The 23243-nt window shown below is 67.3% G+C and carries 20 protein-coding genes; 6 read left to right on the plus strand and 14 right to left on the minus strand.

All coding sequences use genetic code 11. From position 1 onward, the window contains the following. The first annotated feature begins 108 nt into the window (after positions 1–108). From hisN to HMPREF3167_RS08585, 3 genes are all read left to right on the plus strand, one after another. A complete protein-coding gene (gene hisN, locus HMPREF3167_RS08575; RefSeq protein ID WP_062613410.1) occupies positions 109–906 on the plus strand; it encodes a histidinol-phosphatase in 798 nt (265 codons plus the stop codon). A 66-nt stretch (positions 907–972) separates the two neighbouring features. After that, positions 973–2112: an exonuclease SbcCD subunit D gene (locus HMPREF3167_RS08580; protein ID WP_070446466.1), complete on the plus strand. Its 1140-nt coding sequence runs from the start codon at positions 973–975 to the stop codon at positions 2110–2112. Further along, positions 2112–5240, plus strand: coding sequence for an AAA family ATPase (locus tag HMPREF3167_RS08585; protein ID WP_070446468.1), 3129 nt, complete (start codon positions 2112–2114; stop codon positions 5238–5240). Before HMPREF3167_RS08580 ends, HMPREF3167_RS08585 begins: the two co-directional genes overlap by 1 nt. A 71-nt stretch (positions 5241–5311) precedes the next feature. Here HMPREF3167_RS08585 and HMPREF3167_RS08590 read toward each other — a convergent pair whose 3' ends face one another. The 3 genes from HMPREF3167_RS08590 to HMPREF3167_RS08600 are packed head-to-tail and all read right to left on the minus strand — an operon-like array spanning position 5312 to position 7530. Next, positions 5312–5779: a DUF6912 family protein gene (locus tag HMPREF3167_RS08590; RefSeq protein ID WP_062613407.1), complete on the minus strand. Its 468-nt coding sequence runs from the start codon at positions 5777–5779 to the stop codon at positions 5312–5314. A gap of 54 nt (positions 5780–5833) precedes the next feature. Then, positions 5834–6949: a CpaE/TadZ family protein gene (locus HMPREF3167_RS08595; protein WP_143601997.1), complete on the minus strand. Its 1116-nt coding sequence runs from the start codon at positions 6947–6949 to the stop codon at positions 5834–5836. Continuing rightward, positions 6946–7530 carry an SAF domain-containing protein gene (locus HMPREF3167_RS08600; protein WP_148132431.1) on the minus strand — a complete coding sequence of 195 codons (585 nt, stop codon included), beginning with the start codon at positions 7528–7530 and terminating at the stop codon, positions 6946–6948. Before HMPREF3167_RS08600 ends, HMPREF3167_RS08595 begins: the two co-directional genes overlap by 4 nt. Before the next feature lie 106 nt (positions 7531–7636). On the opposite strand from HMPREF3167_RS08600, the gene HMPREF3167_RS08605 reads away from it, so the two are divergent. Then, a complete protein-coding gene (locus HMPREF3167_RS08605) occupies positions 7637–7846 on the plus strand; it encodes a helix-turn-helix domain-containing protein (protein ID WP_062613404.1) in 210 nt (69 codons plus the stop codon). On the opposite strand, the gene HMPREF3167_RS09885 is transcribed toward HMPREF3167_RS08605, so the two are convergent. Further along, complete coding sequence (locus tag HMPREF3167_RS09885) at positions 7843–8421, minus strand: hypothetical protein (RefSeq protein ID WP_068538662.1); 579 nt, start codon at positions 8419–8421, stop codon at positions 7843–7845. The two genes, HMPREF3167_RS08605 and HMPREF3167_RS09885, sit on opposite strands and share 4 nt — an antisense overlap. 163 nt (positions 8422–8584) lie before the next feature. On the opposite strand from HMPREF3167_RS09885, the gene HMPREF3167_RS09890 reads away from it, so the two are divergent. Together HMPREF3167_RS09890 and HMPREF3167_RS09505 are read left to right on the plus strand one after the other, a co-directional pair. Further along, the gene (locus HMPREF3167_RS09890; protein WP_062613402.1) at positions 8585–9256 is read left to right on the plus strand and encodes a LysM peptidoglycan-binding domain-containing protein; all 672 of its coding nucleotides are present in this window, start codon (positions 8585–8587) and stop codon (positions 9254–9256) included. 9 nt (positions 9257–9265) lie between these two features. Continuing rightward, entirely contained in the window at positions 9266–9799 is a 534-nt protein-coding gene (locus tag HMPREF3167_RS09505; protein ID WP_083200551.1) for an Rv3235 family protein, read from the plus strand. 187 nt (positions 9800–9986) lie between these two features. On the opposite strand, the gene secA is transcribed toward HMPREF3167_RS09505, so the two are convergent. From secA to HMPREF3167_RS08670, 10 genes are all read right to left on the minus strand, one after another. Beyond that, positions 9987–12836: a preprotein translocase subunit SecA gene (gene secA, locus HMPREF3167_RS08625; RefSeq protein ID WP_070446472.1), complete on the minus strand. Its 2850-nt coding sequence runs from the start codon at positions 12834–12836 to the stop codon at positions 9987–9989. A gap of 137 nt (positions 12837–12973) precedes the next feature. Continuing rightward, the gene (locus tag HMPREF3167_RS08630) at positions 12974–13984 is read right to left on the minus strand and encodes a polyprenyl synthetase family protein (protein ID WP_068538659.1); all 1011 of its coding nucleotides are present in this window, start codon (positions 13982–13984) and stop codon (positions 12974–12976) included. Then, entirely contained in the window at positions 13981–15567 is a 1587-nt protein-coding gene (nuoN, locus tag HMPREF3167_RS08635; protein ID WP_070446474.1) for an NADH-quinone oxidoreductase subunit NuoN, read from the minus strand. Before nuoN ends, HMPREF3167_RS08630 begins: the two co-directional genes overlap by 4 nt. A gap of 17 nt (positions 15568–15584) precedes the next feature. Then, positions 15585–17108 carry an NADH-quinone oxidoreductase subunit M gene (locus HMPREF3167_RS08640; protein ID WP_068538658.1) on the minus strand — a complete coding sequence of 508 codons (1524 nt, stop codon included), beginning with the start codon at positions 17106–17108 and terminating at the stop codon, positions 15585–15587. Positions 17109–17121: 13 nt separating this feature from the next. Beyond that, on the minus strand, positions 17122–19062 hold the full coding sequence (nuoL, locus tag HMPREF3167_RS08645; RefSeq protein WP_371440129.1) for an NADH-quinone oxidoreductase subunit L: 1941 nt from the start codon (positions 19060–19062) through the stop codon (positions 17122–17124). Positions 19063–19075: 13 nt separating this feature from the next. Next, entirely contained in the window at positions 19076–19375 is a 300-nt protein-coding gene (nuoK, locus tag HMPREF3167_RS08650) for an NADH-quinone oxidoreductase subunit NuoK (RefSeq protein WP_062613396.1), read from the minus strand. Between the two features lie 3 nt (positions 19376–19378). Further along, positions 19379–20359: an NADH-quinone oxidoreductase subunit J gene (locus HMPREF3167_RS08655; RefSeq protein ID WP_062613395.1), complete on the minus strand. Its 981-nt coding sequence runs from the start codon at positions 20357–20359 to the stop codon at positions 19379–19381. Then, a complete protein-coding gene (gene nuoI, locus HMPREF3167_RS08660; RefSeq protein WP_062613394.1) occupies positions 20359–21036 on the minus strand; it encodes an NADH-quinone oxidoreductase subunit NuoI in 678 nt (225 codons plus the stop codon). The genes HMPREF3167_RS08655 and nuoI overlap by 1 nt, the downstream gene beginning before the upstream one ends. Continuing rightward, positions 21037–22359: an NADH-quinone oxidoreductase subunit NuoH gene (nuoH, locus tag HMPREF3167_RS08665; RefSeq protein ID WP_062613393.1), complete on the minus strand. Its 1323-nt coding sequence runs from the start codon at positions 22357–22359 to the stop codon at positions 21037–21039. Then, on the minus strand, positions 22356–23243 hold an 888-nt coding region (locus HMPREF3167_RS08670), incomplete at its 5' end, for a molybdopterin-dependent oxidoreductase (RefSeq protein WP_148132433.1). The genes nuoH and HMPREF3167_RS08670, both read right to left, overlap by 4 nt.

Genomic DNA, 23243 nt, shown 5'->3' on the forward strand with positions numbered 1-23243 from the left:
CACCGGGCGGGCCTGGTGGCCGGGGCGTAACCGGCATGGCGGCGTCGTGCGCGGGGCTCGATGGGCGCGCGGGGCGTGCGAAAGCCAATCAGCGGCTATGCTTGGGGCATGCAACCACGTTACGCCGATGACCTGCAGGTGGCCCTCGGGATCGCCGACCGGGTCGATGTCCTTACCCTCGAGCGCTTTCGGGCCGCCGACCTGCGGGTCGAGACCAAGCCCGACATGACCCCCGTCTCTGACGCCGACCGCGCCGCCGAGCGCCTCATTCGCGACATGTTGCGCCAGTTCCGTTCGCGCGACGGCGTGACGGGCGAGGAGGAGGCCCCGGTGGAGGGCCTGTCGGGGCGGCGGTGGATCATCGACCCGATCGATGGCACGAAGAATTACGTGCGCGGCGTGCCGGTGTGGGCCACGCTCATCGCGCTGGAGGACAACGGGGCGATCGTGCTCGGCATCGTCTCAGCCCCAGCGCTCAAGCAACGCTGGTTTGCGGCGAAGGGCCTGGGAGCCTACGCGGGGCGGTCGGCGGCTGCGGCGCGGCGCATCCACGTGTCGCAGGTGGGGCGGGTCTCAGACGCGTCGCTGTCCTATTCGTCGCTGGATGGCTGGTCGGATCGCAACCAGCTGCGCGCCTTTTTGCGCCTGGCTCAGACCTGCTGGCGCACGCGCGCCTTCGGCGACTTTTGGTCGTACATGCTGGTGGCCGAGGGCGCGGTGGATATCGCGAGCGAGCCGGAGCTCAACCTGTATGACATGGCCGCGCTCGTGCCGATCGTGACCGAGGCCGGCGGGCGCTTCACTTCGCTCGAGGGCGAGGATGGGCCGTGGGGGCACAACGCGATCGCCACGAACGGCCACCTTCACAACCCCGCCCTCGAGATCCTCAATTCCGTGCGGGATTAAGCGGTTTCTGCCGCCGGCGGGGCGTGCGGAGAAAAAGTTGTCGGAGGGGACCGCTAGCCTGAAGACATGAGGTTTTTACATACGGCCGATTGGCACCTGGGCCGGGAAATGCACGGTGCCGATCTCACCCCTGCCTTTGAGCAGTGGGCCGATCACGTGGTCGATCTCGTGGCGGCGGAGAGTGTGGATGCGCTCTTCATTTCAGGTGACGTGTTTGACCGCAACGTCCCGCCCGTCACCATGGTGGAGCTGCTGTCTGACACGCTTGGGCGCCTGCTCGAGCACACGCGGGTGATCATGACCAGCGGCAACCACGATTCGCCCCAGCGCCTCGGCTTCCTGTCAGGTTTGGTGCGGGATCGGCTGCATATCTGTACCGATTCGCGCCGCGCCCACGTCCCCGTGGTGATGGACGACGACACCGGGGGCGCCCTCATCTACCCCATCCCCTACTTAGATCCGCCCACGGAGCGGGAGAAGCTGGCCGGGGATGAGGTGCTCGAACGCAGCCACATGGCGGTTAACACCGAGATGCTGGCCCGCGTGGAGGCGGACATGAAGCGGCGCGGGGGCAACCCGTACCGGGTGGTGCTCTCCCATTCGTTCGTCATCGGCGCGCAACCCACGGAGTCGGAGCGGGATATCTCGGTGGGCGGGGCGGATTCGATCCCCTCGCACCTGTTCCGCCTGGGCGGGCTCACGGATTACGTGGCCCTCGGCCACATCCACGGCCCGCAACGGGTGGGCACGGAGGGCGATCCGCTCATGCGCTATTCGGGCTCGCCCATCGCCTTTTCCTTCTCCGAGGAAAAGCACGTCAAATCCTCCGTGCTGCTCGATACCCAAAGCGGGGGCGTGGAGCTCATCCCTGCGCCCGTATACCGGCCGCTTGCCACGTTGGAGGACACGCTGGAAAACCTGCTGTCGGTAAAGTACGCGGCGTTTGGCGATTACTTCGTGCGCATCCGAGTCACGGATCCGGACAGGCCGGCCGATCTGTACGCCAAGCTCAAGGCGCGCTTTGCGCACATGCTCGTGCTCGAACACGTGAGTGAGGCCACGGCCGTCACGCTGAGGGAGCTGGCCGAGATCCGTTCCAACCCGCTGGCCGTCATGCGCGAATTCTTTGCGCATGCGGGAGGGCGGGAACTGACCGAGATGGAGGACCAGCTCGTGGCCGATACGTGGGAGAAGGTGAGGGCCTGATGCAGTTCCGGCACCTGACTTTCAGTGCGATCGGCCCATTCCCGGGCACGCACACGATCAACTTTGATGACCTGACGGCCTCCGGCCTGTTCCTTTTTGACGGGCCCACGGGCGCCGGGAAGTCCTCAATTATCGACGCGATCGTCTTCGCCCTGTACGGGGACGTGGCGGGAATCGACTCGGATCGGTCCCGCATGCGCTCCAGCTACGCGCCCGGCACCGTGGAGTCGGTGGTGGAGCTCGTGTTCACCATCGCCTCGGGCACGTACCGCGTGCGGCGCACGCCCGCCTACCTCAAGCAGAAGGTGCGCGGGGAGGGCACCACGCCCATAGGCGCCACCGCACACCTGTGGCGCATGTCCGAGGCGGCCGTGGAGGCGAAGAAGTGGGAGGCCGGGGAGATCCTCGGCTCGAAGATCTCACAGGTGGATGCCGAGCTGGAGGGGCTTTTGGGGCTCACGCGCGAACAGTTCGTGCAAACCGTGGTGCTCCCCCAGGGTCAGTTCGCTCAGTTCTTGAAGATGAAGTCCACCGAGCGGGCGGCTCTGCTCGAAACCCTGTTCAACACCAGCGATTACAAGCGTTTCGCCTACGCCCTGGAGGATGCGGCGAAGGAGGCACGCGGAAAGGTCAAGGCCGCCTCGGAGGAGGCCATCCGCGCCTTGCACTCCTGGCTTGATATCGACGGGGTGGCCGAACAGTTCCCCCACCTGGTCCAGCTCGTCCTCGAGCCGGACGATGAGGCGCCGCTCGAGGCGATCGCGGAAGCCGACCACGTGCTTGGCCAGGCGTGGGCGGCGGCCTCGGAGCTGACCGTCGAGGTCGGCGCCGCCGCCCGGCAGGCCGCTCAGGCCCTGCAGCAGGCGGAGATCCTCACCGCCGCCATCGCCGAACGGGGTCGGCTGGTGGCCGAGCGCGCAGTGCTGGCCGAGCGTGCGCCACGCATCGAGGAGGCGCGGGCGAAGATCGCCGCCCACGAATCGGTGGCACTCGCCATCGACCGCCTGAACCGGGAGGACTCGGCGCGGGAGGCGCTGTCTGCTATCGCGCTGCCCGCGGGCATGGCGTCCGCGGGGGCGTCCGGGCCGGATGCGGCTGCTACGGAGCCGTCGGCTACGGGTGCGGTGGGCACACCAGCCGCGGGGGCTGCGACCGTCACGGATATTGACTCGCTCGCCAGCGCTATCGCGGCACAGGAGGGCGTGCTGGAGGCCGCCGAATCTGTCATCGATTCCTGCGATGCGGAACTGGCCGGGATCAACACCCAGCTCGGCGCGCTCGCGGAGCTGGCCGCACTCGAGGCCGGCCTGTCGCAGCGCCGAGAGGAACTGGCCGGTCTTGAAAAGGAGGCAGAGGCACTGCAAGCGAGGGCTGCCGAGCTCGATGAACAGCTTGCCGCCTACCCTTCGCGCGCCGCCGAATTCGACTCCGCGCTCCAGGCCAAGCGCACACTTGCCGCCACCGCCCCGGTCATCACGGAAAAGCTTGCCTCCCAGCAAGCGGCCCAAGCCACGGCCACGAAGCTCACGGACGTTGAGGGCACGCTCGAGCGGGCGCGCGGGACCCTGGTGAAGGCCGCCGCCGCGCACTCGGCCCAACGCGAGAAATTAAATGCCACCACGGAGGCCTGGCGCAGATCGATGGCTTCCAACCTAGCCAGCACGCTGAGCGAATCTGAGCCGTGCCCCGTTTGCGGTTCCACCGAGCACCCCGCTCCGGCCGCCCCAGCGGCGGATTCGGCCACGCTCGAGCAGGTCCAGGCCGAGGAGGCGGCGCTCGCGCCGCTGGCCGCCGCACTTGACCAAGCGAACCAAAAGGTCACGGCCCTGTCCAGCTCTGCCGAAGCGTTGCGTTCCCAGCTGGGCGACGCCACGCCCGAGTCGATCGCGGCCACGATTGTTGCTCTCACGGCTGACCTGGCAAAGGCCAGCGCTGCCGAAAAGAACGCGGCGGCGATGGAGGCCGAGCGCGCGGCGCTGGAGGACGCCCAGGCCAAGCAACGTCTGGCACTGGGGCAGGTCCGGGAGGATCAGCGAGCGCTGACCGAACGTACCGCAAGCGCCAGCCAGATGCTCGGGGCCGATACCGCGCGCGTCTCCGACGCGCGCGGGGAATTCCCCAGCGTTCATGACCGCCAGGCCGCGCTTGGCCGGCAGCGCGAACAGCTCAGCAGCTTGCGCGCAGTGGCAACGACGGCGGCATCTGCGGCCCGCTCGCTCGAAGAGGCCCGCGCCGCGGCGTCCGAGGCGCTCGCTGCCGCGCACGTCACCGCCGCGCAGGCCCGCGCAAGCCACCTCCCCCGTCCCACGCTCACAGCGCTGAAGAAGGAGGTAGAGGACCACGCGGCCCAGTGCGCAAGCATCGAAGGCCAACTGGCCAGCGAACGGCTGCAGGTTGAGGGCCAGGAGGTGGACCTGGAGGCCGCCCGGCGAGCCGATGCCGCCGCGCGGGAGGCGGTCTCCCAGGCCAACCGTGCCGAGGCGATCGCCTCACAGCGGATGACCGCCTCGAATGGGCACCTCGCTCGGCTACACGCCGCCCATCGGGACTGGAAGAGGATCAGCGATGCGGCCGGGCCGGCCGTCCGGCTGGCGGATCTGGCGAACGCCGGGTCGATGTCGCTCAGCCGCGTCAAGCTCACGGTGTGGGTGCTTCTGCGCCGCTTCGAGCAGATCGTCGAGCGAGCCAACGAGCACCTCGCCCGCTTCTCCTTCGGCCGCTACGAGCTACGCCGGGCCGACGAGGGGCGCGGGGAGCTTAAGTCGGGCCTCGGGCTCGAGGTGGTCCATCACGACTCCGGCCCTGGCGGCGACCACGTCCGCTCCCCCGGCACCCTCTCGGGCGGCGAGACCTTCTACACCTCGCTCGCCCTCGCGCTCGCCCTGTCCGAAGTGGTGCAGGCGGAGAACGGCGGGATCCGCATTGACACGCTCTTGATCGACGAGGGCTTCGGCAGCCTGTCGAGCGACTACCTGCAAACGGTCATGGACACACTCGGGCAGCTGCGAGCGGACGGGCGCACGGTGGGCGTGGTCTCCCACGTGGAGGAACTCAAGGCCATGATCCCCGATCGGGTCACGGTCAAGCCGCTCGACCGCGGGGGCTCCACGATGAGCGTCTCCGCGTAGGCCGGTCGCGGAGCATGAACCCTTCCCGGTTCTGACTCGCGGTCCCACCCGGCAGGCGCAAAACCCGGGCCCTAGGCGCCCGGCTCGACCAGTGCGCCTGCCTCAAGTTCGGCGGCCAGGTCGGCGCGCTCGATGACGTCGTACCAGAGCAGGTCGATGTCACCGGTTGCCGCGAAGGCCGCCTCCTCACCGGCGATGGCACGGGAGACGAGCTCCTCGTATCCCGGTTCATCCACGAGGATGGTCTCCACGTCCCCCCACTCCACGGAAGCGGTGAGCCGGCGGGCAGTGGGGAGCTCGGCCGCGTGCTCTAGCGCACGGCCGGGCACCTCGGCCACGCACACCATCCGGCGGCGCGCCTGACGGCCGGCAAGCAGGCGGAGCGAGTCGTCAGCGGCGGCAAGGGTGGCGATCATTTCCCACCCCTCGTCGTCCTCCCGTGGCACGGTCCGCTTGAGTTCGGGTGTGACGGCGTGAACCAGCCGGGGCTCGATGGCCGCGGCGAGGTCCTCGGGCGTGAGCGGAATGTAGATGCGCATAGACACATCCTAAACCGCCGCGCCCGCTGACGCGCTCGCCTGATGCCCCCGCCGCTATGCGCCCGCGGCGCCGATGACCTCCCACAGGGCCCGCACGTCCTTGGCATAGCCAGAACGCGGGTAGGTACCCACCATGTCGCGGGCCTGGAGCTCGCAGCGTTCGAGGCGCCGCCGATCAGCGCGCAGGAAGTGAATCGGCACGGGTGCGTCGGCGAGGAGCGAGAGGACCTTCGCCTTACCGTCCACGCCCAGTCCGTGCTCGGAGAGGAGGACCACCCCGTGGTGCTCGCCAAGCCTGTCACTGCCCAGGGCGTCGAGGTGTTCGAGGAAGCGCCGCAACCCCACGGGCGTGCCGGCGCCCACGTGCACCACCACGTCCGCCGCCTCCACGGCCGAGCGGGTGGCGGCGTGGCGGTCCTCGCGGGAGGGCCGCGCCTCCATCCCACCGGAAAGGTCCACGATCACCGCGTCCGCGGATGCGGCGAGCGGCTCCCACATGCGCTCGACCACCACCCGGGGCAACTCCCTCCAGCGCTCGCCAGTATTAAGGCCGGCAAGTAGGCGGCCAGGCTTATCAGCCCCGCGCCCGGGCAGCTCCACCAGCACCGCGTCGATGAGCTCGGCCGGGTCCTTGCCCCGTTCGATGTGCCGGGCGAGGGCCACGATGGCAGACGTCTCCTCCAGCCCGTAGAGCTGGGACAGGCTGGGGCGGTGGGTGTCGGCGTCGACCACCACGACGTTCGGGGCAACCGCCGCGAGGTCTCGCACGAGCGCCGATCGCCCCACGCTCCCGCCCGGCCCCCACACGGCGATGATCCGGCCCCGCCGCATCGGTGCCGCCACGGGTTCAACGGGCGTGGACCCGCGCACGAAGTCCACCATCTCCGACTCGGCCACGGGCACCGCGCCGAGCGCGTTGATGGCCGTGACCGGCCGGAAGGACGGCACCACACCCACGCGCGCGCCGGCGGCGGCGAGCCGGGTGACGGCCGAGAGGTCGAGCGCGGGATCGTCGCCCAGCAACACGATCTTGCCCAGGTTGGCCTCAACCCCGGCGATGACCTCGGCCAGGTCGGCACACCGGCGGGCGATGCGGACCTCCTCGCCGAACGCCGCCAGGCCGCGCACCACCTGCTCCTCAAGCTGGGCGGGCAAACATAGGAGGATCATTGGCCGGCCTTCCCCACGAGCACCAGCCCGTCCTGGGTGCCGAGCACCTCGACGATCCCGGGCACATCGGCTGGCGCCACGCGGATCTGGGCGGCGGTCTGCGAGCCCACGCCCCCGACCTCCACGGAAACGATCACCGCGCCCTGCGCGATGAGCCTCGCCCCCGAGGCCGTGTTGATGGTCGCGTTCTGCACGCGCCACACATCCACCTGCGACCCCACCCCCACGCTCGAGGCGGGCGCCACGAGCAGCGGGATGGTCACGTCGGCAAGCGCGCCTGGCTGGCCGAGGGCGGAGGTCGGGAGAAGATCGCCGGGCTGAAGAGCGTGAGTTGCCACGGCGCCGTCAGGAATCTGCCCGCTCCTCACGTACTCGGCCCCCACGCGCTCGGGCAGCTCCACCACTGTGAACTGGCTCTCACTTAGCACGCTACCCTCCGCGACCGGGGCGCTCGCGCGCAGTAACGGGACAGAGGATTCCCCACCCAGCACGACCGAGCCCGCGAGCCCGCCACCCGCAATGAGAAGCACTCCAATGGCCAGCCGCGGATCCTTCCACGGTAGATATTTCGATATCGTCATGGCTCAACCGTTGCATATTTCGCGAAAATCGTTCACAGTTTTCCACAGGACTTAACACCCGTGTACAGTTCAAGCGTCGGTCGCTAGTAGATGGGACACTCTAGCTATGTCTAGGTTTCTAACAATCGCTGATGTCGCCGAGTACCTGAATGTCTCGGCCGGACAGGTACGCACGCTCATCAAGAATGGCGAACTTCCTGCCATTCAGGTAGGCGGACGCGGCCAGTGGCGCATTGAGGACGCCGTGCTCACCGAGTACGTCGAGCGCGCCTACGCGGCCACCCGAGAAAAAATCGCGTCGGGAGAGGATTTCTAAACCCCGCGGTTCACCCTCGCCTGGCTCATCACGGCTATCGCATCGATCGGAATGACGATCTGCGATAGCCGTTCCCTTTGCCCGAAATCGTAGCGGGCCTCCCACGGCTGGGCGTACGAACCGTACCGATCCCCGCCCTCCTCTTCAATCAGCAGGTGGTCGCGCCCAACGCCGACCACCCGGCCCGCCACGTTGACGTCCGGCCCGCGCAGCGCCACGTAGGTGTCCTGGAGCTGGCGCACGAACGACCCCACGCTGACCGGCAGGCCACTTCCCGGCGTCTGCGCCCAGGACACGCGGCTGAGGCTCACCACCGCCTCCGTGAGCACGATGTGCTCGTGGGTGGCGTCCGTGAGCAAGAACCAGCCCTCGCCCACCGCCTCGACGACGCCGTCGAGCACCAAGCCCCGCACGGCCACCTCGATGCTCGCTCCCACGGCACCCCGCAGGCGGTCCCCCACCGTGAGCGTGGCCCGTTCGGCGTCGGCGAGGTCGGCCACCTCTGCGTCGAGTTCGTCGCGCTCGCCTTGTTCCACTTCGGAGGCGATGGCCTCAGCAAGAATCGTCCAATCCATAGGCACAGGCTACGGCCGGTCGCCCGCGAGCGCTCCACTTTCCACACCGTCGCGCATCTCACCCTTCGACTTACCGGGTATACCCACTCGCGCACGCCATCAAACAGCACCAAACTCGATCACACAGCATCAAACAACACCAAACAGCATCATTGGAGTCGACATGAACCCGTCCCACACCGGCGCACCCCAGCAGGACCTGGAGGCCGTGCTCGTCGCCGCGTCCGCCGTGGCAATCGCGCTCGTGGTCCTGTGGTATCTCATCGCCGCGCTCGCACTCCTTCGCGCCTCCCGCTCCGGAAGCCGCACCCTGCGCGCACGGGTCGCCCGTTGGGGTCCGCCGATCCTCAAGGGCATCGCCGCCGCCGGGCTTGCCGGCAGCTTCATCGCTCCCGCCTCCGCCGACGTCGATCTCAGCTGGGGCGCTCCCCTGCCCTCCGCGAGCACGCTCTACGAGCCGGCCGGACCCATTCACGACGCCGACCCCGCCGTCGCGTCCGAAACCGCGGTCGCGCCCCTACCGGAGGCCGGACCAGTCGCCGCCGCCGAAGCACCTCGCATCGGCAAGCCGCTCCACGACGCCGCCCTCGCAGCCACGCGCGAGTCGGCGCCGATCGCCAGGGTCGATCATACAGCGGGAGCCACGCTCATCTCGGAACGCACCCACATCGTGGAAGCCGGGGATTGCCTGTGGTCGATCGCCAGGGACTACTACTCCCCCTCGAACGACTCCGAGTTGGCCGACATCGTGCTCGACCTCTACCTCGCTAACAAGGGCGTCATCGGCGACGACCCGAACCTCATCCGTCCCGGCCAAATCATCACACTTCCCTAAGGACACCCCATGAGCCAAGCACTACTCGATCACAAGGTCCACGTCGCCCCTCCCCCGCCGCCACCGCGCCAGCTCCCGAAGAGCTACCCAGGCCGGTCCTCGCAGTCCCTGCCTGCGCCCTCCAACGGCGAGGGCTTCGACCGCGCAGCCTTCACCTCGCCACGCATCGACAGGCTCATGTACAACGGCGAATCGGGCAAGACCACCGAGAAGCTCACCCCGCCGGACCGCTTCGCCGCCCGCGTGGTCGGCCAGTCCATCGAGGTCCTCATGGGCCACCGGCCCGCCCGCCAGCTCCAGACTTGGATGCACCCCGACGTCTACGAGGCCCTCACCCGCCGCGCCGGCCTCGCCCAGCGCGTGCTCGGCCGGGCCGAGAAGTGCATGCCGCCGCGCATCAAGCGTGTGCGGGTGTGCGAGCCGCGCGACGGGGTCGCCGAGGTCTCGCTCGTCGTTTTCGACGGCAAACGCACCCGCGCGGCGGCCGCCCGGCTCGAGGTGCGCCGCGGCCGGTGGCACGTGACCGCCCTCGAGATCATCTAAGTGGGGCCCGGCCACCCCCGCGGGCCCCTGCCAACGAACTCGCGAGCAACGATTGAAATAAACTGGACGATTTCGGGCCGATCTTCTTATATGAGGAGATCACCCGGAAATCGTCCAGTTTCTTTTAACGCACCTATCCAACGTGGCCCGGTAGCGTCCGCCACCGGGCCGCGCCACCCGCGGGCTCCTACTTGCGCCGCTTGGCCGCACGCCGCTGGGCGCGATTCATCCCCGCGTACGGGTCCGCCTCGCCACCTTGCTGGCCCTGGCCCTGCGTCAGAGCGTTGCCGAACGTGCCCACCGGAGGCTTGTTGCCCGCCGCCGGTCCACGCTGGGCCGCGGGCCCGCTCTGACCGGCTGACGAGGAATAGGACAGCTTCTGCGACTCGGGCCGCTTGATGCCCAGGATCTTCTCGGTCGACTGCTGCGGCTGCACGGGAGCCTTCTGGCCGATGAAACCGCCCTCACCCGCAGCGAGCGCCGCCTTCGCGGACTCCAACGCCTCGCGGGCCATCCGCTCGGAGGGCAGTTCGAAGTTCAGCAGGTGACGCACCGTCTCCTCGCGGATCGAGTCATTCATCTGCTGGAACATGTGGTAGCCCTCCTGCTTGTATTCGACAAGCGGGTCGCGCTGGGCCATCGCGCGCAGGCCGATGCCTTCCTTAAGGTAGTCCATCTCGTACAGGTGCTCGCGCCACTTGCGATCCAGCACGGTCAGCAGCACCTCGCGCTCCACGTTGCGCATCTGCTCAGAGCCCAGCTCCTCCTCGCGCTCGTGGTAGATCGTCTCCACGTCCTCCAGGATCTCGTCACGCACCGTGCTCCGGCTCAGCTCGCGCTGGTCGCCGCCGTGAGCCTCGATGAGCTCCTCGTCTGTGAACGACGGGCGGTAGATGCCCTTCACGTCCATCCACAGCGCGTGCATGTCCCACTCGTCGGCCGAACCGACCGTGTGGCTGCCCACGACGTCGTCAACCACGAAGGTGATGAACGAGCTGATCTGGTCCTCCACGTCCTCACCCTCGAGAATGCGCCGGCGCTCGGCGTAGACGGTGGAGCGCTGCTCGTTCATCACGTCGTCATACTTCAGCACATTCTTGCGCATCTCGGCGTTGCGCGCCTCGATCTGGGTCTGGGCGCGCTCGATCGCGGTGCTCAGGATCTTGAAGTCGAGCACCTCGTCCTCCGGGCCGTTCTTGAAGCGGTCCGTGGCGCGCGTGTTGCCGAACAGGCGCATGAGGTCGTCGTCGAGTGAGAGGTAGAACCGCGACTCGCCCGGGTCGCCCTGACGCCCTGATCGTCCGCGCAGCTGGTTGTCAATGCGGCGCGATTCGTGGCGCTCCGAGCCGAGCACGTACAGGCCGCCCAGCTCCACCACCTCGTCGTGCTCCTTGGCCACGGCCGCCTTGGCCTCGGCCAGCACCTCGGGCCACGCCTTCTCGTACTCCTCGGCGTCCTCCTCCGGGTCCAGCCCACGCTTGGCCATGAGGTCCACCGCGATGTGCTCGGCGTTTCCGCCGAGCATGATGTCGGTGCCTCGACCAGCCATGTTGGTCGCCACCGTGACGGCGCCCTTGCGGCCCGCCATCGCCACCACCGCTGCCTCGCGCTCGTGCTGCTTGGCATTGAGCACCTCGTGCGGCACGTGCGCCTTCTTCAGCAGGGCCGACAGCTTCTCCGAGTTCTCCACCGACGCCGTACCCACCAGCACCGGCTGGCCCGTGGCAAACCGCTCCTTGATGTCCTCCACGATCGCCGCGAACTTGCCGCGCTCCGTGGGGTAGACCAGGTCCGTGTGGTCAACGCGCCGCATCGGACGGTTGGTCGGAATCGGCACCACGCCGATGTCGTAGGTGGAGGCGAACTCCTCCGCCTCGGTCTCTGCCGTGCCCGTCATGCCCGACAGCTTGTCGTACAGGCGGAAATAGTTCTGCAGCGTGATCGTGGCCAGCGTCTGGTTCTCGGCCTTGATCGCCACGCCCTCCTTCGCCTCGATCGCCTGGTGCATGCCCTCGTTGTAGCGGCGCCCGGGCAGCACGCGGCCCGTGTGCTCGTCCACAATCAGCACCTCGCCGTCGGCCACGATGTAATCCTGGTCGCGTGCGAACAGCTCCTTGGCCTTGATCGCGTTGTTGAGGTAGCCAATCAGCGGGGTGTTGACCGACTCGTACAGGTTGTCGATCCCCAGTATGTCCTCAATCTTGTCAATGCCCGGTTCGAGCACGCCCACGGTGCGCTTCTTCTCATCGACCTCGTAGTCAATATCGCGCTTGAGCGAGCCCACCGCCTGGGAGAACATCGTGTACCACTTGTTCGCATCCCCCTCGGCCGGGCCCGAAATGATAAGCGGGGTACGCGCCTCGTCAATGAGGATCGAGTCCACCTCGTCCACGATCGCGAAGTTGTGCTCACGCTGGACCAGGTTGTCCAGGCTCATCGCCATGTTATCGCGCAGGTAGTCAAAGCCGAACTCGTTGTTCGTGCCGTACGTGATGTCGCACGCGTACTGCTCGCGCCGCTGGGCCGGGCTGAGCCCCGTGGTGATGCACCCGGTGGTCATCCCGAGGTAGCGGAACACGCGGCCCATGAGTTCCGACTGGTAGGAGGCCAGGTAGTCGTTGACCGTCACCACGTGCACGCCGCGCCCCGGGATCGCGTTGAGATAGGCGGCGAGCGTGGCCACCAGAGTCTTGCCCTCACCGGTCTTCATCTCCGCGATGTTGCCCAGGTGCAAGGCGGCACCCCCCATGATCTGCACGTCGTAGTGCCGCTGGCCGAGCGTACGCACCGACGCCTCGCGCACCACCGCGAATGCCTCCGGCAGCAGGTCATCCAGGGACTCGCCCTCCTGGTAGCGCTCGCGCAATTCCGCCGTCTGAGCCTTGAGCTCCTCGTCGCTCATCTCCTTGAAGGCGTCTTCCAGCTCGTTGACTTGCCGCGTGATCCCCTCGAGCTTCTTCAGGGTTCTCCCCTCGCCTGCCCGGAGAATCTTATCGATCAGTTTGCGCACGTTTGCTCCTTTTAAGACTGCCGCCATTCTAGCCGTTCCCCGGCCCCCAGCCGCAATTGTCCGCCTCACCGTTCGCCTACGAAGAAGCGCAGGGCACGTACACCCTGCGCTTCCGTTCGCGGCCTTGACGCTTTCGCGTGTGAGCCCCCGTTACGACGACGCCGTCACGCCATACGTTCGACCATCCCGTGGGCGAACATGACCAGATAACTGTAGACTTCCCGGTCCTTGATTCCCTCCAAGTATCCCAGCGCGTCGTCCACCCATTGCCGGGCGAGCTGCCGCGTCTGGTCGACCACGTCGTGCGCCTTGAGCATGTCCACCACCGTGGCCAGCCGGTCCCCCGCCTCCAGGTTGCCTTCGGCGAGGAAGTCGAGGATCACGCGCCCGTCGTCGTCGATCGTGCCCTCCTGAGCCGCGCGCTCAAGCAGAAGCGTGGGCATGGTCGGCACGCCCTCGAGCAGGTCAGTGCCCGGAGTCTTGCCGGTGAGCTCGGGGTCGGAGACCAGATCGATGACGTCGTCGGCGATCTGGAAGGCCACGCCGATCCGTTCGCCGAACGCGGCCAGCGCCTCACTCTCCTCGTCCGGGCCGCCCGCGGCCATGACGCCGTGGTGGGCGGATGCCGCGATGAGCGAGCCCGTTTTGCCGGACAGGACCTTGAGGTGATGCTCGATCGGGTCCTCCCCCGCCTGCGGGCCCACCGTCTCGTGCAGCTGGCCCATGCACAGGCGCTCGAAAGACTCGGCGTGCATGTAGATCGCCTTCTGCCCCAGCCCGGCCACAATCTTAGACGCGCGCGAGAACAGTACGTCGCCAGCCATGATCGCCGAGGAGTTACCGAAAATGTACTGTGCTGTCGGAACGCCGCGCCGCTTGGGTGCCTCGTCCATGACGTCGTCGTGGTAGAGCGAGGCCAGGTGCGTCAGCTCCATGACCACGGCCGCGTCAATGACGTCCGGCGAATCGGGGTTCGGGCCCACCTCCGCCGCGAGCAACGTCAGCAGCGGCCGCAACCGCTTGCCGCCGGCGTCGGCGAGGTAGGAGGTGGCCGAATCGACGACGACGTCGTCCACCCGGCACGCCGATCGCAGGCGGTCTTCGACCACCTCCATGCGCGCGGCGAGCCGGCGGGCGAGCGGGTCGTCGCTGGCTAGGACATCCGTGACGCTCACGCAAACGATCCCATGATGAAGTCGAGCGCGAAGTAGGGCACCACGCCGAGCGCGATCGTGGTGATCGCGGCGATGACGATCGCGACGATCGACATGCCCTCCGACTCGACCACGGCCACCGACTCGCCCTCTGGCTCACGGAAGAACATGAGCTGGACCAAGCGGAAGTAGAACACCGCGGTCGCAGCCGAGGCCAGCACCGCCAGCACCACGAGCACGGCCAGGCCGCCCTCGATACCGGCGCGGAAGACCTCGAACTTTCCGATGAAGCCACCGGTCAGCGGGATGCCCGCGAACGACAGGAGGAAGATCGTCATCGACACGGCCAGCACCGGGTTGCGCTTGCCCAGGCCCGCCCAGCTAGAGAGCTTCGTGGCCTCGCCCAGGATGTTGCCCTGCGCGTCACGCTCGCGCACGAGCGTCACCACGCCGAACGCACCCACGGTGGCCACCGCGTAAGCCAGCAGATAGAACAGCACCGCGGGGACCGCGATGAGCGTGACCTCGGCGTTAGAAATGATGTTGATCGCCGTGACAGCAATGAGGATGAAGCCGGCGTGCGCGATCGAGGAGTAGGCCAGCAGGCGCTTGATGTCGGTCTGCACCAGACCCATGACCGTGCCGATCACGATCGTAGCGATGATAACGATCCACATGAAAATGTTGATCGAATCCCACACAGGGGCCACCAGCAGGATGAACACACGCATGAGGGCCACGAACGCGGCGGTCTTCGTGCCAGCGGCCATGAAACCGGTGATCGGCGTGGGGGCGCCCTGGTAGACATCCGGGGTCCACGCGTGGAACGGCGCGGCGCCCACCTTGAACAGCAGGCCGATGACCACCATCACGACGCCGACCGTCAGCAGCACCGGTGTCGCCAGACCCTGGCCGCGCGAGATGAGCAGCACCGGGGCCTCGATCGACAGGGAGCCGGTGGCGCCGTAGATGAGCGCCGAACCCATGAGGAAGATCGCCGAAGAGAAAGCGCCGAGGATGAAGTACTTCAGCGCGGCCTCCTGCGACAGCAGGCGCTTGCGGCGCGCGGTTGCCGACAGGACGTAGAGCGGAAGAGAGAGCACTTCGAGCGCGATGAAGAAGGTCAGCAGATCGTAGGCCGAGGTGAAGGCCATCATGCCGCCCGTGGCGAAGAGTGCCAGCGGGTAGACCTCGGTCTGCTGGCGGCCAAGCCGGCTAAACTCTCGCTCCTCCGACGAACCCGGGCGGGTGGCGGCGGCCGCCGCGAACGCGCCCTCGCGGGTCTGCGTGCGGTCGGCGATCACCAGGAAGGACAGGAGCGCGCCGACCACGATGACCACCTGCGCGATGAGCGACATCGCGTCCTCCACGAGGCTGACCGCCACCGTGCCGTCGGCGTGGATTGCTAGGGCCAGCGGCTGCACCGTGGAGCCATCGGCCTGGGTCTCCGTCCAGCGCCACACGAGCACCACCAGGGCGGCTGCGAGCGCGGCGAGCGACAGGGTCACCTGCACGGTGCGGCGAGCGCGGCGGGGCACGAACGCCTCAAAGAGGGTGCCCAGCACGGCCGATCCGAGGACGATCAACAGTGGCAGGACTGCCATCCATTGAATTTCGAGATTCACTTGGTGCTCCCTTCAGCGGTGACCGTCAGCGTGGATGCGTACTGCTCGGCCACGGGGTTGACGGCGTCGAGTGCGATGGACGGGAAGAAGCCGAGGACGAGCATGGCCGCGATCAGCAGGCCCATGACCGTCTTCTCGCGCCCGCCCAGGTCCGCCACCTGCTCCTCCGGCTTCGGGCCGGTAAAGACCCGCTGGTACGGCAGAAGGATGTAGAGCGCGGCGAGCACGACGCCGACGACGCCGATGAGCGCCGCCCACGGTAGCACGCCGTACGTGCCCATGAGGACCATGAACTCGGGGATGAAGCCCGACAGGCCCGGCAGGGCGATCGTGGCAAGGCCCGAGATCATGAACGTGCCGGCCAGGATCGGGGTGACGCGCTGCCAGCCGCCGTAGCGAGAAATGAGGTGGGAGCCCCCGCGTTCGCCGAGGAAGCCCACAATGAGGAACAGGCCCGCGGTACCAATACCGTGCGCCACCATGTACAGGATCGCGCCGGCCATCGCGATCGATGAGCCGGAGAAGATACCCATGACCATGAAACCGAAGTGGGACACCGAGGTGAACGCCACGAGGCGCATGAGGTTGTCCGAGGCGATCGCCATGAGCGCACCCCAGATGATCGACACGAGCGCGAAGCCGATGATCACCGGCGCGGCCGCGGCGGCGGCGTCGGGGAACAGCGGCAGGCAGATCGCGATCATGCCGAACGTACCCATCTTGTCCAGGATGCCCACCAGCAAGGTGGAGGTGCCTGCGGGGGCCTCCTCCGTGGCGTCGGGCAGCCAGGTGTGGACCGGCCACATCGGGGCCTTGATCGCGAACGCGATGAAGAAGGCGAGGAAGATCCATATCTGCGCCGCAGCCGACATCTGCGAGCCCGCAGCAAGGTTATCGATCATGAAGCCGCCCGAGCCGCCCGGCCCGTAGGCGTAGACCGCGATGACGCCCACCAGCATGATGAGGCCGCCGGCGAGCGAGTAGATGAGGAACTTCATCGCGGCCTTGCCGCGCCTCTCCCCCTTGCCGTAGCGGCCGATCATGAAGAAGATCGGCAGGATCATGAGCTCGAACAGCACGTAGAACAGGAACAGGTCACGCGCGGCGAACAGGCCGATGATGATCGCCTCAAGGGCGAGGATCCAGGCGAGGTAGCCACCCTGCCGGTCGTCGTCGACCTCGGTCCACGACGCGAGGATGACCACCGGCACGAGGAACACGGACAGCGCGAGCATGACCGCGCCCATCCCGTTGATGCCCCACGCGAGCGACACGCCAATCTGCGGAATCCACGAGTAGGTCTCGGCTAGCTGGACGCGCGCCGAGCTCGCCACCTCGAACTCCGAGATCATCGCGCCAACGAAAACGCCGGCCACGAGGAGGGACACGCCCAGCGCCACCGGGCGGGCCGCCGAACGCAGCGGCTTGACCAGCCACAGCGCGAGCGCGCCCAGCAGGGCGAGCCCGATCATCACTGTGATCCAGGGGAAGCCAGCTTCGGAAACAGTTTGCAATTGCATACCTCTTGTCCTCCTAGAGCGCGGCCGCGACGACGACGATGAGCGCCAGGACCAGGCCGATGGTGATGTAGCTGGCGTAGTTACGGGCGTAACCGGTCTGGAACTTGCCCACGACCGATCCGACGGACGGCAGCTTGGCAACCCCGCGGACCAGGCCGTCCACCACGCCGCGGTCGAGCGCGTCGGTGCCTGCCACGAGCGCGAGGCCGGGGTTCATGAACAGGCCCTCGTTGATCTGATCCTGGTAGAGATCCACGCGCGCGGCGCGGGTCAGGCCGTTGCCCACCGGTGCTGCCTTGGGCATCGGGGTGGCCACGTAAATCTTCCAGGCGAGCCCGACGCCGATCGCCACGATGGCGAGCGTGACGCCCGTGATGACCGGGACCGGCAAGACCGGCTCCTCGTGGGCGACGTGGCCGATCGCCGGCTCAAGCCAGGTGAGGAAGCCCGTGTAGTTGAGGACCGCGCCGAGGCCGAGGGAGCCGAGGGCGAGCAGCGCCATCGGGATCCACATGAGCGGCGACGGATCGTGCGGGTGCTTGGCGTCCGGGCCTTCCTTCGCCCAGCGCTCCTCCCCCAGGAAGATCCCGAAGAACAGGCGCGACATGTAGAAGGCGGTAAGCCCCGCCACGAGCACGGTGATCGTGCCGAAGATCCACGGAAGCGCGCCCTCGCCCGTGAACGCGATCTCGATGATCTTGTCCTTCGAGTAGAAACCGGACAGCAGCGGGAAGCCGATGATCGCCAGGTAGCCGGCGAAGAACGTGTAGAACGTGATTTTCATGTGCTTAGCCAGGCCACCGAAGCCGCGGATGTTGACCTCGTCGTTCATGCCGTGCATGACAGCGCCGGCACCAAGGAACATGTTGGCCTTGAAAAAGCCGTGAGTGACGAGGTGGAAGATCGCGAAGCCAGCACCCACCGGGCCGAGGCCCGCCGCCAGCATCATGTAGCCGATCTGCGACATGGTGGAGGCCGCGAGGACCTTCTTCATGTCGTCCTTCGCCGCACCGACGATCGCGCCGAAGACGAGCGTGATGAGGCCGATGAGGGCCACGAGCAGAGCGGCAGTGGGCGCGGCCTGGTAGACGGCGCCGGAGCGAACCATGAGGTAGACACCGGCGGTCACCATCGTGGCGGCGTGGATGAGGGCCGAGACCGGGGTCGGGCCCGCCATCGCGTCCCCCAGCCATGCCTGCAGCGGGAACTGCGCCGACTTACCGCAGGCGGCCAACAGGAGGAATACCCCGATGAACGCGGCCGTGCCCTCGGAAACGCCAGCCACACCGGCCGACACGTCGGTGAACTTCACCGAACCGAAGCTCGCCACCATCGCCATCATCGCGATCAGCATGCCCAGGTCGCCCACACGGTTCATGACGAACGCCTTCTTACCGGCGGTGGCGTACTCGGGCACGTGGTTCCAGAACGAGATGAGAAGGTAGGACGCCAGGCCCACGCCTTCCCAACCGAAGAACAGCACCACGTAGGAGTTGCCCAGGACGAGCAGTAGCATCGCTGCCACGAACAGGTTGAGGTAGGCGAAGAAACGACGCCGGGCCGGATCGTGCTCCATGTAGGACACGGAGTAGATGTGGATGAGGGTGCCCACGAAGGTCACGAGCAGGACGAACGTGATCGACAGCGGGTCGACCCGCGTGCCGAAGTCCACCGCGAAGTTACCCACCGCGGGGATCCACTCATACAGCGTGGTCTCGACCACGCGCGCGCTCGCGTCCATCCCCAGCAGTTGCAGGGCGGCGGCGGCGCCGATGACGAACGACGCCGTGGAGGCGAGGATCGCCAGCCAGTGGCCCCACGCGTCAGCAGCCTTGCCTGCCAGGAGGAGGATCGCGAAGCTGACAAGCGGGATGGCCACGGCCAGCCAGATGAGGCTCGCCGCGCCCGTCGCGCTTGCGACAGCCACGGTGCTTTCCGCAAAAATGCTAGTCAATGCTCGCACCTGCCTAGTTCTTCATGAGGTTGGCGCCGTCCAACGACGCCGTCCTGCGAGTACGGAATATGGACACGATGATCGCCAGGCCCACCACGACCTCGGCGGCAGCCACCACCATGACGAAGAAGGCGAAGACCTGCCCCTCAAGGTTGCCCCACATGCGGGAGAAGGTGATGAGCACCAGGTTGCACGAGTTGAGCATGATCTCAACGCCGAGCAGGGCGATGACGCCGTTGCGGCGGGTGAGGACGGTCGCGCCGCCCACCACGAAGAGGATGATCGCGAGGACCACGTAGTACATCAGATCCATGGCTTACTCCTCCGTCTTATCCGTCAGCTCGGCAGTGGTCTCGGCCGCGTCAGCGACCTCCCTGGCGCTCGGCACATCCGCTCCGCTCTCAAGCTGCTCGAGGCGGGCCAGGGCGGCGTCGTGATCGGGGGCGAGCTCGCCGGGCATGCCCGCGAGGGTCGCGCGGCCGGTGACGCCGTACGTTGACGGGCCGGAGACGCCGGTCCCAGTGGCGATGCGTTCCACGGTGGCCGGCGAGATCTGGCCGACCGTGCGCATCTGGCCACGCACCTGCAGCACGCGGTTGACCGACAGATCGAGCGGCTGGCCGTAGGCGGTCAGGCCCGGGTTGGCCGACGAGTTCGACTCGGCGTAGACGCCCGGGTTCGGCTTGTTGCCGATGTGGCGCCCGTCCGTGACGAAGTCGCGTACGCCCTGGTGGGCGCGGTCTTCCTGCGTGATCGGATCGTGGATGCGATCACGGTGCGTCAGCGTCATCGCGCCAAGCGCGGCCACGATGAGGAGCGTGCCGGTGAGCTCAAGGGTGAGGATGTGGTTGGTGAAGATCGACTGCGCGACTCCGACGGGGTTGCCGTTCGCGTTCGCGGCTGCAAGGCCAACCGCGGCCGGGTTCGCCGCGCCGAGCACGACGCCAATGAGGATCCCGGCCACGCCAATCCCGCCCACGATCGCCACCGGGCGCTGGGCCTTCAGTGTCTCGTGTGTAGAATCGGAGGAATCCACGCCGATGAGCATGAGCACGAACAGGAACATCATGAGGATGGCACCCGTGTAGACCACCACCTGGGCCACGCCCATGAAGGGCGCCTCCAGCGCGGTGTAGAGCACGGCCAGGCCGACCATGATGAAGATGACGGAAACGACCGAGTAGACGGCCTTGCGCGCAATGAGCAGTCCGTAGACGGCGAGCGCGACCATCGCCACCGCCATGAGGGCGAAGATGATCGTCTCACCGAGCGAAATCTCAAGAGGCTGGGTGGGCATTATTGTGCGACCTCAGCTTTCTGGGTGGCCCGCGCCGTGGAGAGGGAGGGATCGTCGGGTCGGTTGTCCTTAACCCAGTCGATCTGCTCCTGCGTGGGCCCGGTAATAGTTCCCTGGTAGTAGTCGGCGTCCGTCGTGCCCTCCACCATCGGGTGCGGCGGGTTGAGCATGCCCTCGGCGAGCGGAACGAGGAGCTGGTGCTTCTCGTAAATCATGTCCTCGCGGGTGGGGCCTGCAATCTCGTAGTCGTTCGACATCGTCAGCGCACGCGTGGGGCACGCCTGGATGCAGTACGCGCAGAAAATGCAACGCAGGTAGTTGACCTGGTAGACGCGGCCGTAGCGCTCGCCCGGCGAGTACTGCGCCCCCGGGGTGTTCGCCGCGGCCTCGACGTAGATAGCGTCCGCCGGACAGGCCCAGGCGCACAGCTCACAGCCGATGCACTTTTCCAGCCCGTCCGCGTAGCGGTTGAGCTTGTGCAGGCCGTGGTAGCGCGGGCGGGTGGGGACCTTCTTGAAGGGGTACTCCTCCGTGACCGTGGGGCGGAAGATGGTCGAGAACGTCACGCCAAATCCGGCCACCGGCGCGAAGAAGTTGCCGATCGGGCCCTTCTTCGTGGGGCTGTAGAGCGCCGGATCCGGCTGCTCGAAGCGCGGAGCGTTGGTGTCTTCAGACATTTAGGCCTCCTCAATGGTCTGCGTGTCGATCGTCGCACGGCCACGCGCACGCGGCGACGGCGGAAGGTGCTGGCCGGGAAGCGGCGGAACGGGGTAGCCGTTCTCGAAGCCGTCGAACTCCTCCGACTCGCGCTCCGCGATGATCTCCTGCTGGGTCTTCTTCACCGTGTCATCACCGAAAGCCCAGATCAGCAGGATGAGCGAGTAGCCGACGGCGAGGATCGTGAGCACGGGGACCATGTTGATCCGCACCACCATGTTGATGCCGACCACGATCATGACGATCGCCAGCCAGCCGAGGGCTGCGGGGATGAGGCCCTTCCAGCCCAGGTGCATGAACTGGTCGTAGCGGAAGCGCAGCAGCGTGCCGCGCACCCAGACGAACAGGGCCATGAAGGTCCACATCTTCGCCACGAAGATGAGCACCGGGAACCAGCCCACGTTCGGGTCCCCGCCCCACAAGCCGAACAGCGAGGTGAGGATCGGGCCCGAGCGGTAGCCGCCGAAGAACAGGGTGGTGACCAGCATCGACATGTTGAGCATGTTGACGTACTCGGCCAGGTAGAACCAGCCGAATTTCATGGAGGAATACTCCAGGTGCGCGCCAGCCACGATCTCGCCCTCGGCCTCGGTGAGGTCAAAGGGGAGGCGGTTGGTGCCGCCGAACATCGTCACCAGGAAGATGAGGAAGGCCGGCATGAGCAAGATGACGTTCCACAGACTGGTCTGGGCCTCGACGATGCCCGAGGTGGACATCGTGGCGGCCGTGATGAAGATCGTCACGAGCGACAGGCCCTCGGCCAGCTCGTATGAAATCATCTGGGTAGCCGCGCGGACCGAGCCGTACAGCGGCAGGGTGGACTTCGCGGACCAGCCGCCAAGCACCAGGCCATATTCGCCGAGCGCCGCGGCGGCCAGTACGAAGAGCATCGCCACCGGGGAGTCGGCCAACTGTAGCGGGGTGTGGATGCCGAACATCGACACGCCCGGGCCCACCGGGAGCACGGCCATAACCACGAACGCACACGTTGCCGAGATGGCCGGCGCGATCGCGTAAATGACCTTATCGGCGCCCGCCAGCCAGAAGTCTTCCTTCAGGATCAGCTTGATGGCGTCCGGGAAGGACTGGCCAAGGCCGAGCGGACCAACCGTGTTCGGGCCGAGGCGGTTTTGCATCTTGGCGATCAGCCGGCGCTCAAACCACAGCGCGAAGATCACGGAGAAAATGAGGAAGACGACGATCGCGACCGCCTTGATCACCCAGATCCACCACGTGTCTTGCGAGAAGTCTGCGGCGACTCCGCCAACGGTATAGAGATTCACTTCGTTACCTCCGATTGAATCGTGACGAGGTCGCCTGGCCGGCTTCCGAGCGTCGCGATGGCGCAACCGACAGCGTTTTGCGGGACCCACACCACGGCGTCGGGCATGTCGACCACCGCGACGTCGAGGCTCAGCGAGCCCGCCGGGCCGGTGATCTTCACCGCGCCGGTGACGCCGGCCTTCTTCGCGGTGGCGGGGCTCATGACCGCCACGGGCTTGCGGGCCGTCTTGGCCAGGTGGGGCTCGCCGCTTAGCAGCGCGCCCGCGTCAATCATCTGCTTCCAGGAGGCGAGCACGGCCTGACCCGCGCCCACGGTGGGGGCGGGAGCCGGGGCCTCGTTCGGCAGCTCGGCGCGCGTGCCGTCCCAGCGGCGCAGCTCGGCCATTTCCTCGACGACGGCCTTGAGGGTCTCCAGCCCGAGGTCGACACCCATCTCGGTGGCGAGCTCGGTCAGGACCTTGCGGTCGGCGAGGGCCTTGGACACGATGGTCTGCCCGAAGGGGCGCAGGCGGCCTTCCCAGTTGACGAACGTGCCGCCCTTTTCGGCCGTGGGGGCCACGGGCAGGACGACGTCGGCAAGCGCGGTGGTCTCGGTGTCGCGCACCTCAAGCTGGACCACAAACACGTTGCGCAGGGCATCGGCGGCGCCGGCCGGCAGGTCGGCCAGCTCCACGCCCGCGAGCACGATCGCGCCGAGCTCGCCCGCCGCGGCCGCGGCCAGGATTTGCTCGGTGTGGCGGCCCGGGGTGGCGGGGAGCGAGTCCACGCCCCACACGGCCGCCGTGTCGATGCGGGCGCCGGCGTCGGACACGAGGCGACCGCCCGGTAGCAGGTTCGGCATGGCGCCGGCGTCCACGGCACCGCGGTCGCCCGCTCGGCGCGG

This window comes from Trueperella sp. HMSC08B05, from assembly GCF_001808405.1.
Lineage (GTDB): Bacteria > Actinomycetota > Actinomycetes > Actinomycetales > Actinomycetaceae > Trueperella > Trueperella bernardiae.